At 69.3% G+C, this 13,490-nt stretch carries 12 protein-coding genes; 4 read left to right on the top strand and 8 right to left on the bottom strand.

Translation table 11 applies throughout. The features are described from left to right. Positions 1-10: 10 nt before the first annotated feature. Positions 11-1,177 carry an AI-2E family transporter gene (locus tag ACNJ7E_RS32330; protein WP_317567265.1) on the bottom strand — a complete coding sequence of 389 codons (1,167 nt, stop codon included), beginning with the start codon at positions 1,175-1,177 and terminating at the stop codon, positions 11-13. Then, complete coding sequence (locus ACNJ7E_RS32325) at positions 1,174-1,620, bottom strand: DUF6292 family protein (RefSeq protein ID WP_418341826.1); 447 nt, start codon at positions 1,618-1,620, stop codon at positions 1,174-1,176. The genes ACNJ7E_RS32330 and ACNJ7E_RS32325 overlap by 4 nt, the downstream gene beginning before the upstream one ends. 119 nt (positions 1,621-1,739) lie before the next feature. Between ACNJ7E_RS32325 and ACNJ7E_RS32320 the strand changes: the two genes are divergently transcribed. Both ACNJ7E_RS32320 and ACNJ7E_RS32315 read left to right on the top strand, forming a co-directional pair. Then, positions 1,740-2,450, top strand: coding sequence for an enoyl-CoA hydratase/isomerase family protein (locus ACNJ7E_RS32320; RefSeq protein ID WP_418341825.1), 711 nt, complete (start codon positions 1,740-1,742; stop codon positions 2,448-2,450). Positions 2,451-2,557: 107 nt separating this feature from the next. Continuing rightward, positions 2,558-2,983, top strand: a complete 426-nt coding sequence (locus ACNJ7E_RS32315; protein ID WP_280783186.1) for a cupredoxin domain-containing protein — start codon at positions 2,558-2,560, stop codon at positions 2,981-2,983. 5 nt (positions 2,984-2,988) lie between these two features. Here the strand turns inward: ACNJ7E_RS32315 and ACNJ7E_RS32310 are convergent, their stop codons facing one another. From ACNJ7E_RS32310 to ACNJ7E_RS32300, 3 genes are read right to left on the bottom strand one after another with little or no spacing between them, the layout of a single operon-like run. Next, positions 2,989-3,441: a nitroreductase/quinone reductase family protein gene (locus tag ACNJ7E_RS32310; protein WP_317567266.1), complete on the bottom strand. Its 453-nt coding sequence runs from the start codon at positions 3,439-3,441 to the stop codon at positions 2,989-2,991. 8 nt (positions 3,442-3,449) lie between these two features. Next, a complete protein-coding gene (locus tag ACNJ7E_RS32305) occupies positions 3,450-4,352 on the bottom strand; it encodes a DUF8686 domain-containing protein (RefSeq protein WP_418341824.1) in 903 nt (300 codons plus the stop codon). Between the two features lie 13 nt (positions 4,353-4,365). Continuing rightward, positions 4,366-5,526 carry a zinc-binding dehydrogenase gene (locus ACNJ7E_RS32300; protein WP_418341823.1) on the bottom strand — a complete coding sequence of 387 codons (1,161 nt, stop codon included), beginning with the start codon at positions 5,524-5,526 and terminating at the stop codon, positions 4,366-4,368. Positions 5,527-5,649: 123 nt separating this feature from the next. On the opposite strand from ACNJ7E_RS32300, the gene ACNJ7E_RS32295 reads away from it, so the two are divergent. Next, positions 5,650-6,186, top strand: a complete 537-nt coding sequence (locus ACNJ7E_RS32295; protein ID WP_280783189.1) for a carboxymuconolactone decarboxylase family protein — start codon at positions 5,650-5,652, stop codon at positions 6,184-6,186. A 41-nt stretch (positions 6,187-6,227) separates the two neighbouring features. Here the strand turns inward: ACNJ7E_RS32295 and ACNJ7E_RS32290 are convergent, their stop codons facing one another. After that, positions 6,228-6,653, bottom strand: coding sequence for a hypothetical protein (locus ACNJ7E_RS32290; protein WP_418341822.1), 426 nt, complete (start codon positions 6,651-6,653; stop codon positions 6,228-6,230). Positions 6,654-6,910: 257 nt separating this feature from the next. Between ACNJ7E_RS32290 and ACNJ7E_RS32285 the strand changes: the two genes are divergently transcribed. Then, on the top strand, positions 6,911-7,588 hold the full coding sequence (locus ACNJ7E_RS32285) for a response regulator transcription factor (RefSeq protein ID WP_418341821.1): 678 nt from the start codon (positions 6,911-6,913) through the stop codon (positions 7,586-7,588). On the opposite strand, the gene ACNJ7E_RS32280 is transcribed toward ACNJ7E_RS32285, so the two are convergent. Further along, a complete protein-coding gene (locus ACNJ7E_RS32280; protein WP_418341837.1) occupies positions 7,561-8,964 on the bottom strand; it encodes a sensor histidine kinase in 1,404 nt (467 codons plus the stop codon). The two genes, ACNJ7E_RS32285 and ACNJ7E_RS32280, sit on opposite strands and share 28 nt — an antisense overlap. A gap of 14 nt (positions 8,965-8,978) precedes the next feature. Then, the gene (locus ACNJ7E_RS32275; protein WP_418341820.1) at positions 8,979-13,400 is read right to left on the bottom strand and encodes an amino acid adenylation domain-containing protein; all 4,422 of its coding nucleotides are present in this window, start codon (positions 13,398-13,400) and stop codon (positions 8,979-8,981) included. Positions 13,401-13,490 lie beyond the last annotated feature (90 nt).

The following is a 13,490-nucleotide window of genomic DNA, read 5'->3' as shown; positions in this document are numbered from 1 at the left end:
CCCCGCCTGCTCAGCCGCGGTCGAGCTGCGGAAACACCGTCTCGCGGGCGAGGAGCAGAACGGCGGCGGCGACGGGGATCGCGAGCAGCGCCCCGACGATCCCCAGCAGTGCGCCACCGATGAGGACGGCGACGACGGTGACCATCGGGGGCACCTTGACGGTGCGGCCGATGATGCGGGGAACGAGAAGATAGTCCTCGAACAGGCGGAGGGCGATGAAGAAGACGATGGTGGCCAGTGACACCGGCAGGGAGACGGTGAGGGCGACCAGTGCCACCACCACTCCGGCGAGGGTGGAGCCGACCACCGGAATCAGATCCAGCACGGCGACCAGGACGGCCAGCAGCAACGGGTAGGGGACGTCGAAGGCGACCAGCCACACGAACGTGAGGACGGCGGTGATCAACGAGATCAGGAGATTCCCGAGCACGTATCCGCCGACCTTCGCGAAGATTTCGTCGCCGATCAGGATCGTGCGGGGTCGCCGTGAGTTCGGGGCCAGGCGGTAGATCGACGACCGGATGTGTGCGAAGTCGGCCAGGAAGTAGGCGGTGAGCACGACCACGATCACGGTGCCGCTGATGGCGCTGAACACGAACTTGCCCGCACCCACGAGCCCGCCGACCACCGTCGGCGCGTTGCTCGCATCGAGTGCCCGGCGCAGTTCGTCCTGCAGGTGGAACCGGGTGCTGAGTTCCTCCAATACCGGGTAGCGCTGCTCGAGGTGTCCCAGGTAGTCCGGGGCGTTGTGCACGAGTGCGCCACCCTGCGTCACCATGGGCGGGATCGCGGCGGCCAGGAACCCGGCCAGCACGGCGAAGGCCAGGACGAAAACCGTTGCGACCGCAGCCCATCGGGGAAAACCGTGCCGCACCAACCAGGACACCGCGGGTTCGAGGCCGATCGCGAGGAATGCGGCGACGGCGATGAGGACCAGCACCCCGCGGGCCGCGAGAACGACCTCGATCAGGGCGTACGTGACGGCGACACCGGCGGCCCCGGCCATCCCGATGAAGAACGGGGACCGGCGATCGAACCGCGGTCCGGGCTTCCCGAGCGGATGCGTCGCCGTGCTGATACGCGCCGCGCCCTCCTCCGCGGCCACGATCGGCTGCTCCTGCGCGGGGGAATGCGGTTGGGCCACACTGTCGTCGTGACCCCCGGCGCCCGTGGTCACGGCCGTCTGACGACTCTGTCCCGCCGTCCACTGCCGGCGGTGTCCCGGCCGATGCGGGGACACCGATCCGCGGCGGTCGTGCCGGGTCTCGTGGTCGGCACCCCCGCCGATGCGGGTGCCGAGCGGCAGTAGTCGTCGATCAACTCCACCGCACGATCCGCGCAGACGGCGGGCGACGGCATCCGCCCGATGCCGAGGCCGTCGATCACGATGACACTGCGGCGACCCAGTCCTTCGACGCCGAGTGACCAGCCGAACGTGCGGTTCCACGCGAGCACCGCGTTGCGTCCGGGCAGATAGTGCAACCGGAGCGGCAGAACGAGGACGGCTTCGATGCCGTCGCTGTCCCACCAGTCGATGGAGTCGGCGTGAACGGTTCTGGCCACCGTGTGGATGTAGTCCCGAACGGTGCGGGTGTCGGCAACGCCTGTTCCGCTCTTCATCGTCCACCGCCTCAGCTGCTAGACGATCGACATACCCGGCCCCGCGACAGTTGAAACTTCACCCACCGAGGTGTGTGCTCGAGCGGCGCGACCCGCCCGACTCCGGGTAGCCTCGCCGCATGCCTTACGTGGAGCGCTCGGGAGATGTGTTCGTCCTGTACTTCGGCGAGGAGGGGGAACCGGACAGCGAGAACGCCTTCCACCCGGATTGGATCGACAGCATCGACGGCCTCCTCGACCAGATCGAGCAGCACGACGGCCCCGCCGCCCTGGTGACGACAGGACTCGGAAAGTTTTACTCCACCGGTCTCGACACCGCCTGGGTCGTCGCCAACACCGACAAGCTGAACTCCTACATCGACCGGGTGCAGGCCCTGTTCGCGCGGATCCTCACCTTCCCCCTGCCGACCGTGGCCGCGCTGACCGGGCACACCTTCGGCGGCGGCGCCATCCTCGCCGCCGCCCACGATCACCGGGTGATGCGTGAGGACCGCGGCTACTTCTGCCTGCCGGGCATCACCATCGGGGCGAGTTACGCGCCGGGCAGCATCGCGTTGCTCGCGGCCCGCCTGCCCGCGCGGGCCGTGCACACCGCCCTGGTGACCGGCCGTCGGTACGGCGGCGTCGCGGCGAGCGAACTCGGGTTCGTCGACGAGGTCGCCCCCGAGCAGCAGGTGCTCGCCAGGGCCGTCGAACACGCGCAGGGGCTCGTCGCGACCCGCGGACGCACACTCGGTGAGATCAAGTCCTCCCTCTACGCGGACGCCGTCGCCTCGCTCCGCACCCCGGTGGCGAACCTCGAATCGCAGGAGGCGCTGAACGGCGGCTGACGGGTCGCCGGGCGCGCCGAGGGGTGCCTGCCGCGAAAACGGGTACTACTCCCGCGAGGAGCGGGGCGTCGGGCATCCGTTCTCACCGTCATCCGGAGGCGACCACCATGAAACGCGTTCTGACACTTTTCCTGTCGATTCTGCTGGCCGTCTTCGTGCTCGCCGCGTGCGGAAGCGACGGTGACGACTCGTCCGGTTCGGCGGAAACGGCGCACGGCGGGGACCATCCCATGTCCGGTATGCCGTCGATGTCCATGTCGATGCCTGCGGGGGCGGGTCAAGCGGGCGGGCAGGAGATCCTGATCTCCGATTTCAAATACACCCTGCCCGGCACATTCGCGCCGGGAGAAGAGGTCACCGTCCGCAACGACGACACCGCCGAACACACCGTGACGGCGGACACCGGCGACCTGTTCGACGTGGAGGTCGAACCGGGTGCGACCGCGACGTTCACCGTCCCCGGTCAGCCGGGCACCTTCGCGTTCCACTGCACGTATCACCCGAACATGGTGGGCACGCTCGAGGTTCGGTGACCCCGTCAGTCGAGCGGCTCGATGCGGAACACCTCGCACCGGTCCGCGGCGGCCGCGAACGCCTCCGGGGAGGAGTTCGCGACCGTCCCGGCCTTGAGGAACATGGTGACCCCGTGCGGCACCCGGATCGGAAACTCGTGGAGGATCCGGGCCCGCTCCGACACCGGCAGGGCGACCAGCCGGACGCGCTCGCGGCGACGCCCCCAGGTCAGCTCACCACGCCCGGCGGCCCGCGCGTTCTTCGCCCAGTCCGATTCGGCGTATCCCGCGACGACGTAGCGCCGGCCGTCCACCTCGTACGGTGACACGGGCGTCGACCGAAGCACGCCCGTCTTCCGGCCGGGGACGGTCAGCGCCGGCATCGGCATCGGAACGCCCAAGCGATGCAGGCCCACGATCACCTTGTTCACGTGGGCGAGATACCAGGGCGGCAGCACTCTTCCGGTCCGGCGCACCATGTCCTCGACTATTCCGAACCCGGTGCTCTCGTGGCAACCACCTCGTGCTGTGCCGGCGCCTCGCTGTCTCGCCACCAGCAGAACACGAACAGCGCCAGCGACGCGACGAGTGTGGAGACCACCCACACCGTGAGGGCGATGTCGACCCACGACCCGATCGGCGGGCTTCCCGGCAGGATTCCGCGCAGTGGCACGACGGCGAACAGCATCGCGGCCATCCAGCCCAGCATGTCCGTGTTGACGGCGCGCTTGCGGCGGAACGTCTGCAGCGCGACGAAGGCGGCGAGGCCCGCGAGGATCGTCATCATCAGCAGCAGGATTCCGGCGTAGATCAGGTTCCCGCCCGTGCGCGCGAACATCAGCGCGGCGCCGGTGCCGTTCCGGGACAGGTCCGTGTCGACCGCCACCTCCTCGGCGCGTGCCTTCCACCCGTCGACCCGGCCTTCCAGCAGGAGGGCCGTGGGCACCAGTTCACGGTCGGCGCCGAGGCCCTGGTACGCCTCCACCACCATCGGATTCACCTCGAACCGGTCGAACGGCCAGTAGGCCGCGTTGCCGGTGGCGATGAACTCGGTGTCGAAGGTCGTGGCCGAGGCGCCCGCCCGGAAGACGATTTCCTCGTGGCTGGTGCTCGGGATGAGCAGCAGCGTGATGTCCCGGTTCAGGGTGTCGCCGTTGGCGTGGAGGAAATCCTCACCGACGGTTATCGTCACCTCGGCCTGCACCCGGTCGGTCGTCGGCTGCAGCGACTTCGCCGTCACGAGGACCACGACCTCGTCGCTACCGATCTCGAACGGTCCGTCGTCGTCGCCGGTGCGGCTGCTCAACCCGTACACGGTGAGCGACGCGGCGTAGATCAGCGCGAGGAGAAGCGCCGGGACGGCCCACTGGAGCCGGGGGTGGGATGTCATGGGCGTCGGCGGATCACAGCGCGGCGGTGGTGTTCTCGGGGTCGATCAGGATCTTCGCGTGCACCTCGGGGCTGCCGAGCGCGGTGAACGCGGATTCGACACCGGCCAACCCGACGGTGCCGGTGATCAGCGGCGTCGGGTCGACCTTTCCGTCGGCGAGCATGTGGAGTGTGTCGCGGAATTCGCGGGGGTCGTAGGCGATGGCGAAGCGCAGGTCGATCTCCTTGTTGATCGCCAGAGCGGGCCGGAAGGTGTCGGTCTCCATGCAGACCCCGACCACGACGACACGTGACCGCAGCGGAGCGCCGGCCAGTATGCCGTCGATGACTCCGGGCATGCCGACGCACTCGAAGACGACCGGCCCGGACGGTGTCGCGCCCACCGCGTCGGCGAGGGCGAAGGCATGCCACCACGGCAGCTTCGGGATGCGGCGCAGCTTCTCCATGGTGTCCAGTCCGAGGGCGAGTACCTCCGTGATGGACGTCGTCTCCCTGCGTCGCGGATAGGACGTCCAGGGTGACGCCGTGGCAGGGTCGACGACGACGTCGGCGCCGCATTGCCGGGCGAGCGCCCGCCGACGCGCGGAGAAGTCGGCGGCCACCACGGTGCGGACACCGGACGCCTTCAGCATGCTGATCACGGCGAGACCGATCGGGCCGCATCCGATGACGATCGCGGTCCGGCGCTTGCCGACATCACCCTTCCGCACCGCGTGCCACGCCACCGCCATCGGCTCGGTCAGCGCGGCCGCCTCCGTCGACAGCCCGTTGGGCACCGGCAGGGTCATCGACTCCTGCACCACCACCTGTTCTGCGTAGCCGCCCGGCGCCGAGGCCGACAGCCCGGTCAGGTGGATGTCCGACCCGGTGCGCACGATGGGCAACGCAACCACCGCGGTACCCACCGGCCACCTCTTCCGGCAGCCGGGCCCGTAGCCGGCGACGGTGCCGCTGAACTCGTGCCCGAGCACGACTCGCTGGTGGGAGCGCATGAAGTCGCGGTAGCCGGTCTCGGCCGCCAGTTCCGCCATCTCGTCGGCGTGCACGCGGGCGTGCAGGTCCGAGCCGCAGATCCCGCACCGGGACACATCGATCAGCACCTGACCCCTCACGGGGATCGGAGGCGGGATGTCATCCACCTCCAGGCGAGCCTCGCTGCAGATGACAGCCTTCATGCCGACTCCTCGGGGTGCGGTGGGCCTCCGTTCCGAACGTAGAACACTCCCGTCGCCGAGACACCACGATTGCCGAATGGCTTCAGGGTTGTCCCGCCCCGGCGATCGGTGTAGACCGACAGCATGAGCGTCCTCGGTCAGATGGACTCGTTACGTCGTGTCTTTCCCACCGCCCGCCGCAACCGGGCAGACCTGTTGCGCTGGTTGCGGCGCCGACCGCAGCTACTCGCCGCCGTCGGGGTTTACGAGTTCGCGCTCGCGACGAGCGCCAGGCTCGACCCCCGCCTCAAGGCGCTCGGCGAGATCAAGGCGGCCGCACTGACCAACTGCGAGTACTGCCTCGACATCGGATCGGCGTTCAGCCGCGCGCTCGGAGTGAGTGACGCGCAGTTGCGCGCCCTCCCGAAGTTTCGTGAGAGCAGCGAATTCGACGACACCGAGAAGCTGGTGCTGGAATTCGCCGAGGCCATCACCCGCACACCCGCCCACATCGGCGAGGACCTGCGGCGCTCACTGCTCGCCGAGTTCTCCGAGGCGCAGCTGACCGAACTCGCCGCGGCCATCGCCTGGGAGAACCACCGGGGACGGCTCAATCAGGCGCTCGGTGTGCGGCCCTCGGGGTTCTCCGACAGCGACTTCTGCGTCGTGCCCGAGCAGTAGCCGACGGAGTCTCCGAACTCGGTCCGATCGACGTCAGACAGTCAGCGGCAGCGGGAACGGGACAACCCGCCGAGCACGAAACCCAACCCGATGCCGAGCATCCACACGTCCTTGGCGACGGCGATGCCGTTCTCGTTCGGCCAGATGCTGCCGGGGTTACGCAGCGCGGGCGTCCTCGCGTACATGGCCACGAGGCCGCCGGAGAACCCGGTGAGCGCCGCCCCGGCCACGGCGGAGGGCACGAACGGTGTGAGCAGTGCTGCGCCAGTGCCTATCTCGGCGACCGACAGCAACTTGATGAATCGTTCCGGCGGGATCCCGTTCAGGAACGGGAACGCCCCCGCCGCCATCCCGTGAATACTCTGGGCGGTCTGCTCGTCCGCCGACCATTTCTGCATCCCTGTATGGAGGATGAAACCCCCGGTCGCGATGCGCGCGGGAAGGTCGCCGAGTGTGGTCAGTCGCATAGTGGTCTCCTGTCGTCCGGGTCGAACCAGAGAAACTGTTCCCTCCTCAGCCTCCCACTCGGCCGACGACCGGGAGCGGTTTCGACGGAGCAACGGCGCCGAGCGGACGGTGGACACACGAAGCCCGGCGGTGGCGGCGGAGGTGTGGGGCATTCGGCCAGTGTCGTCACGGCCCGCTGTGGGAACGCTGAGAGCGCGTGGCCCACCCCGCGGCGGTCTGTTGTACTGAAAGTCGCGGGGCACAGGGAGGAGAGGCGGTGCGAGTTCTTCTGGTCGAGGACGAACGGCGTCTCGCTGAGACGGTGCGCCGTGGACTGACGGCCGAGGGGTTCGTCGTCGAGGTCGAGCACGACGGCCTGTCGGGTTTCGAGGCGGCGCTCAGCGGCGACTTCGACGTGGTCGTCCTCGACATCATGCTGCCCCGGAAACACGGGTACGACATCGTGCGGGACCTGCGGCGTCGTGAAGTGTGGACTCCGGTGCTGATGTTGTCGGCCAAGGACGGCGAATACGACCTGGCGGACGCGTTCGACCTCGGGGCCGACGACTATCTGATCAAACCGTTCTCGTTCGTGGTGCTGGTGGCCCGGCTGCGGGCGCTGATCCGCCGCGGCGCACCGCGGCGTCCCCCCGTCCTGACGGCTGATGGCCTGGAGCTGGACCCCGCCCGGCATCGGGTCACCCGGGACGGCACCGCGCTGGCACTGACGCCCCGCGAATACAGCGTCCTGGAGTTCTTGATGCGGAATGCCGGGTCCGCGGTCACCAAGCAGGAGATTCTGCAGTCGGTGTGGGACACCCACTACGAGGGCGACGACAACATCGTCGAGGTGTACATCGGTTATCTGCGACGCAAGGTGGATACCCCGTTCGGCAGAAACAGCATCGATACCGTTCGCGGGGTCGGCTACCGGCTGAAGTCCGGTGACGACTGACAGGTACCGTCCAGGGGGAGGGTGATCACGAATCGCGCCCCGCCCGTGTCGCTGTCGGTGACGTCGATCGTGCCACCGTGTGTCGCGACGATCTCGGCGACGATCGCCAGGCCCAGTCCCGCACCCCCCGAGTTGCGGGTGCGGGGGGTGTCGAGGCGGACGAACCGTTCGAATATCCGCTGCCGGTCCAGCAAAGCAATCCCCGGCCCGTCGTCGGCGACCTCGAGGACCGCGCCGTCGGACGACGTCCGGCAGTTCAGGCGGATCTCACGCCGGGCGTGACGCCGCGCGTTGTCGACGAGATTGCGCACCACCCGCGCCAGTTGCTGCGGGTCGCCGACCACGCGGACCGGCGCGATCGCCGCCCGCACCACCAACTCCGGCGACATGTCCCGCACTCGGGCACTCTCGGCGTACATCAGGTCGTCGATATCCACATCCACCGACGTGTGGGTGAGCCCGTTCTCGTCGGCCCGGGCGAGGAGCAGCAGGTCCGCGAGGAGATGGTTCATGCGGCGCGCCTCGGGCAGCAACGACTCGTCGACCAGCGACGTGTCGACCAGTTCGGGCCGGGTGTGCGCCAACTCCAGGGCGGCGGTGATGGTGGCCAGCGGGCTGCGCAGTTCGTGCGATGCATCGGAGACGAATCGTTGCTGTGCGCGGTGACCGGACTCGAGCCGGCCGAGCATGCTGTTCATCGTTTCGGCGAGCCGGGCGATCTCGTCCTGGGTGTCCGGGACCGGGACGCGTTCGTCGAGCCGGTCCGTGGAGATGGCGGCGACCCGCGCCCGGATCCGTTCGACGGGCAGGAGGGCCGCGCCGACGAGCCGATAGCTCGCCACCGCCACCATCGCGACGACGACGGGGCCACCGATCGCCATCAGAAGGGCCACGGTGCCGAGGATGCCCTCGATGGGTTCGCGGTCCGCCCCGACCACGACGGTCGCGGGACCCGACGGCGACTGCGCGCCCTGTTCGACGATCCAGTAGTCGGGTTCGCCGCCGAGGTCGATGTTGCCGAGGTACCGCGAATCGCCGGGCGGCACTGGCTCGAACGTGACAGGGTGGCGGTCGGCGCCGGGTGAGGCCGCCACGACGATGCCGGCCGAGTCGATGACCTGGATGGTGCCGATCTGGCCGTCGGTCGCGAACAAGGAGCTGTCGAGGCCCCCGGGTGCCGCGGTCCGGAGTTCCTCGACGATTTGCCGTGCGCGGGTGTCCGCGGCGTCGCGCGCCGAATGCTCCAGCGTCCGATACAGCACCACGAGCAACGCTCCGCCCGCGAGGACGAGGCAGATCGTGACCACCAGGGCGGCCGCCGCCGCGGACCGGGCGCGCACATTCCACGACCTCGGGTCGAGCAGATTCCGATCCATGGTGTCAGTGTTGCTCATCCACCGTGATCGTCTCCGACGACGGCCAGTAGAGCGTCGACGAAGGACGTCGCGGTGGCCCCGTCGAAGAGGTCGGTGGCGTACACCAGTTCGGCGTCGATCCCGGCCGGCCTGCCGGTGGAGTCGTGGCACTCGGTGAAATGAAAGTGGAGATCGCATTTCGCCACGTCGAGGGGCCGCGGGGTGATGTCGAAACGGAGGCCGGCGACGTCCAGGGTCGCCGGGGTGAAGTTGTTCAGCGACATCGCGACCTGGAAGAACGGGTGCAGCGACGGCGACCGGGGCGGGTCGATCAGGTCGACGAGTCGCTCGAACTGCAGGTCCGCGTGCGCGAAGGCACGCAGTTCGACGTCATGGGTATCTCGGATCACCGCCGCGAGCGTGTCTCCGGGATCGATCCGGGTCCGCAGGACGACGGTGTTGACGAACATCCCGACGACGTCGTCCAATTCCGGGACGTTCCGACCGGCGACCGGGGTGCCGACGGCGATGTCGGTGTCTCCGCTCAACCGGGCGAGCAGGATCGCGACCGCAGATCGCAGCGCGGTGAACACCGTGGCGTGATGTCGGTGCGCAAGCGACGCGAGCGTGACATGTGCGGTCTCGTCGATCCGGAACGTGACGCGTCCCGCGCCGTACGTCCAGTTCTGCGGCCGCTGTCGGTCGAGGGGCAGCCCCACCTCGCCGGGGAGTCCCGACAGTTCCTGGGTCCAGAACGCGAGTTGCCGCGACGCGACACTTCCCGGATCGTCCTCGGTGCCCAGCATGTCGCGACGCCACACGCTGTACTGCGGGTAGGTCACCCGGGGCGGCTCCCAGCCCGGGGGCGCGCCCGCGGTCCGGCTCGCATACGCGGAGACGAGATCGCGTGCCACTAGCGCCAGCGACCATCCGTCCGCGGCGATGTGGTGGAGGACGCACGCGAGGAGGTGATCGCGTGCGTCCAATGCGAAGAGCCGTGCGCGCAAGGGGGGTTCGGTCCGCACGTCGAACGGCGCCCCCAGCACCCGATCCACCCGGTTGCCGACGTCGTCGGGTCCGGCGGGGATCGGCGCCAGATCCGGTAGGGCATCGTCGACGGACAGCAGACGCTGATACGGCCCCGACGCCGAGTCAGGGAAGACGGTGCGTAACGCACCGTGGCGCGCCAAGACGTCCGCCACAGCGCAGCGCAGCGCGTCGACGTCCACCGCCCCCGCCACCCGCACCGTGAACGGAATGTTGTACAGCGGCGGGGTGGTGGCCGTGCGGACGATGAACTGCTGCGACGGCGACAGCGGCACCCGGTCGGGCACGGCGGTGGCGGCGATACCCGGAGCGCGCACCGTGCCGGATCCGGAAGCGTCCCTGTCGTCGATCCGCTGCGCGAGCGCCGACACGGTCGGGGTCTCGAACAGCTCACGCACACCGAGCGTCGCGTCGAGTTCTGCGTTCAATGTCGCGACCACCCTCGTGGCGGACAGGGAGTCTCCGCCGAGGTCGAAGAACGAATCGCCCGCCGCGACGGCGGGGACACCGAGCAGTCGGCCGAACACGTCGGCGACCGTGCGCTCGGTCACCGTGTCCGGTTCGCGTCGAGGGGTGGTGGTCGTGCGGAAGGCGGGGGCGGGGAGTGCGCCGCGGTCCAGCTTCTTCGTCGGTGTCAGGGGAACCGCGTCCAGCACGGTGATCGATGCGGGAACCATGTAGTCCGGCAGGAACCGTGCGAGGTCGCGTCTCGCCGACTCGGGCGTGGTCTGCGACTCGCGCCGCACCACGATGTAGGAGACCAGGACCGGGTCTCCGGCCGGGTTGCGGTACACGACCGTGATGGCGAAGTCGATGTCCGGGTTCCTGCGGAGCGCGGCGTCGATTTCGCCGAGCTCGATGCGGAATCCGCGGACCTTCACCTGATCGTCGGCGCGTTCGACGAATTCGAGGGTGGTCGCGTTCGTCCACCGGACCCGGTCACCGGTGCGGAACATGCGGGATCCCGGCTTGCCGGCCGGGTCCGCGACGAATCGTGTGGCGGTCAGTGCCGGTTGCCGGTGGTATCCGCGGGCGAGTGCCGGCGTCCCGAGGTACAGCTCGCCGACGGCCCCCGGCGGGAGGGGGCGCAGCAGCGGATCGCAGACCGTCGCCCGCACGCCCCGCATCAGGGACCCGATCGTCACCCGGATGCCCGGGTCGAGGGGGTCGGTGAGGGTGACGCTGCACGTGGTTTCGGTGGGCCCGTAGGCATTCCGCATCGTCCGGCCGACCGCCCACCGATCAGCGAGGTCCTGCGGGCACACCTCGCCTCCGACGAGGACCAGCTCCAGGGAGCCGAGCCCGTCGGGTGCCACGGTCGCCAGCGCGGACGGCGTCGACAGCAGATGGGTGATGCGTTCGGCGCGCAGCAGTTCTCGCAGTTCCGCCCCGCCGTACACGTCGGTCGGTGCGATCACCAGGGTGGCGCCGCCGATGCACGCCGCGAGCACCTCGACCAGTGCGGTGTCGAAGCTGGGCGATGCGAAATGCAGGACCCGCGAATGTGCTGTGACCGCGTACTTGTCCCGAATTTCCTGCACGAGGTTGGCGAGACCGTCGTGCGTGACGACGACCCCTTTCGGGACCCCGGTGGAGCCGGAGGTGTAGATCACGTAGGCGGGGTGCTCGATGCGCACAGGGCGACCGCGTTCCGCGGTCAGCGGATTCTCGTCGCCGTCGTCGAGGCTCAGCCAGCGGATGGTGCCGGGCAGGCTATCGCGCGCCGAGCGGACGGTGAGACCCAGCGCCGCGCCGGAGTCGCCGAGGGTGTAGGCGATCCGGTCGGTGGGGTGGGTCGGATCGACGGGCACGTACGCCGCGCCGCTTCTGACTACTGCCCACAACGCCAGCACCGATTCGTACGACCGCGGAATCGACACCGCCACCAGGTCCTCGGGTTCGACGCCGTGCCCGGTCAGCACCCGCGCCCACCGGTCGGCGGCCTCGTCGAGTTCGCGGTAGGTCACCACCCGCCCTCGGTCCCGGACCGCGACGGCGTCGGGGCGGGTAACGACGGTCGCCGCGAGAATCCGATCCAGCGTCACAGGTTCCGAATCCGGCAGTCCGGAGGCCGGAGTGAACGCCGCCCGTTCGGCGTCGTGGAACACGTCGAGGTCGGCGACCAGGCGGTCCGTGCCGGTGGCGGCATGGAAGCGCGCGAGGAACACGGTGAATCGTCGATGGTGCCCGGTGACCTCGTCCTCGTCGTACAGCGCCGGATTCGCCTCGACGTCGATGCGCGGAACCGAGCCGGGTGGTCCCGGATAGATGTTGACGGCCAGGTCGGCCGTGGGACCGGTCGTCAGCACCTGCACGCGTCCGCTGACCGGACCGAGAGTGATCTCCTGCTTGAACAGCATCACGTTGAGGACCGGACCGAAGTGGGTGAGACCCGTTCCGGCAGAGGCGGTGTCCTTGCCGATGTCCTCGCGGCGGTACCGCTGATGGCGGAGCGCCCCCGTCAAGGCCGTTCGGGCCGCCCGCACCGCCTCCCGCACCGTGCCGGTGCCGACACCGCGCAGGGGGAGGGGAAGGACGTTCGACACGGAACCACCGGCGCCGCGCAGCCGCGCAGATGTCCTGGCGGACACCGGAAGTGACAGGACCACGTCGTCGGCGCCGGTCATGCGGGCGAGATACGCGGCGAACGCCGCCACCACCACCACGGTCGGGCTGTGCGCGTTCCCGTCGTCGGTGGGACGCAAGAGGTCGCTGCTGCGGTCCGCGCTGCCCCGTGCCACCAGCACCGAGGCGCCGGGATTCGGGGTACGTCGTCCGCTGAGGCCGACCGTCGGGGGCAGGTCGCGGACCTGCGCCCGCCAGTAGGCGCGGTCGCGTTCGAAGCGGGGCGAAGACCGGTAGTCCGCGTCGTCCGCCGCGATCCGCCCAGGATCGACCGTCCGGAACTCCGGAGGCCGGTCGCCGTCGATTCCCGCCACGTACAGTTCGGCGGTGCGGCGCATCAACATCATCGCCGCATAACCGTCCATCGCGACGTGGTGGGCACGCGAGTACCAGTAGGTGCGCGCGGCGCCCACCTGCAGAATCGTCGATAGGACGAGTGATTCGCCGTACATGTCGACGGGGGAGGTGCAGTCATTCCGCATCCACCGTTCGGCCGCGTCGACCGGATCGGGTTCGTCCCGCAGGTCGACCACCGGCACCGGCTCCGACGTTCCGGTGCCGAAAACCTGGTGGGGCCGGCCGTCCACCTCCCGCACGGTGAACGATCCCAGTTCGTGGACGGCTCGTGCGGACGCGTCCGTCAGCAGGTCCAGGCGTACCGGACGACGCAGGTCCACGTACTGGGCGATCACGTAGGGAATCTCGGGTGTGAGCTGCTGTGCGAACCAAATGGCGTGCTGCGCCTCGGTCAGCGGGACGACCCGCCCGGGTAATCGCACCCGCATCAATGCCTCCTCACAACGACCGAGCCCAGGGACGGGACGACCGCTGATGGTGACACACGCGCGCTGTGAAATCGCTGAGGGCCGTCGTCG

Origin of the sequence: Rhodococcus mengyinensis, assembly GCF_048381435.1 — a bacterium.
In the GTDB taxonomy this organism is placed as follows: domain Bacteria; phylum Actinomycetota; class Actinomycetes; order Mycobacteriales; family Mycobacteriaceae; genus Rhodococcus_F; species Rhodococcus_F opacus_D.
The sequence above is the reverse complement of the archived record's forward strand: the minus strand, read 5'-3'. Positions and strand labels throughout refer to the sequence as shown.

Excerpts from the sequence above, each read along its gene's own strand:
- ACNJ7E_RS32310 (WP_317567266.1), bottom strand. The coding sequence starts at position 3,441 with ATGGTGCGCCGGACCGGAAGAGTGCTGCCGCCCTGGTATCTCGCCCAC.
- ACNJ7E_RS32275 (WP_418341820.1), bottom strand. The coding sequence starts at position 13,400 with ATGCGGGTGCGATTACCCGGGCGGGTCGTCCCGCTGACCGAGGCGCAG.
- ACNJ7E_RS32295 (WP_280783189.1), top strand. The coding sequence starts at position 5,650 with ATGAGCGTCCTCGGTCAGATGGACTCGTTACGTCGTGTCTTTCCCACC.
- ACNJ7E_RS32320 (WP_418341825.1), top strand. The coding sequence starts at position 1,740 with ATGCCTTACGTGGAGCGCTCGGGAGATGTGTTCGTCCTGTACTTCGGC.
- ACNJ7E_RS32325 (WP_418341826.1), bottom strand. The coding sequence starts at position 1,620 with ATGAAGAGCGGAACAGGCGTTGCCGACACCCGCACCGTTCGGGACTAC.
- ACNJ7E_RS32280 (WP_418341837.1), bottom strand. The coding sequence starts at position 8,964 with ATGGATCGGAATCTGCTCGACCCGAGGTCGTGGAATGTGCGCGCCCGG.
- ACNJ7E_RS32315 (WP_280783186.1), top strand. The coding sequence starts at position 2,558 with ATGAAACGCGTTCTGACACTTTTCCTGTCGATTCTGCTGGCCGTCTTC.
- ACNJ7E_RS32305 (WP_418341824.1), bottom strand. The coding sequence starts at position 4,352 with ATGACATCCCACCCCCGGCTCCAGTGGGCCGTCCCGGCGCTTCTCCTC.
- ACNJ7E_RS32290 (WP_418341822.1), bottom strand. The coding sequence starts at position 6,653 with ATGCGACTGACCACACTCGGCGACCTTCCCGCGCGCATCGCGACCGGG.
- ACNJ7E_RS32300 (WP_418341823.1), bottom strand. The coding sequence starts at position 5,526 with ATGAAGGCTGTCATCTGCAGCGAGGCTCGCCTGGAGGTGGATGACATC.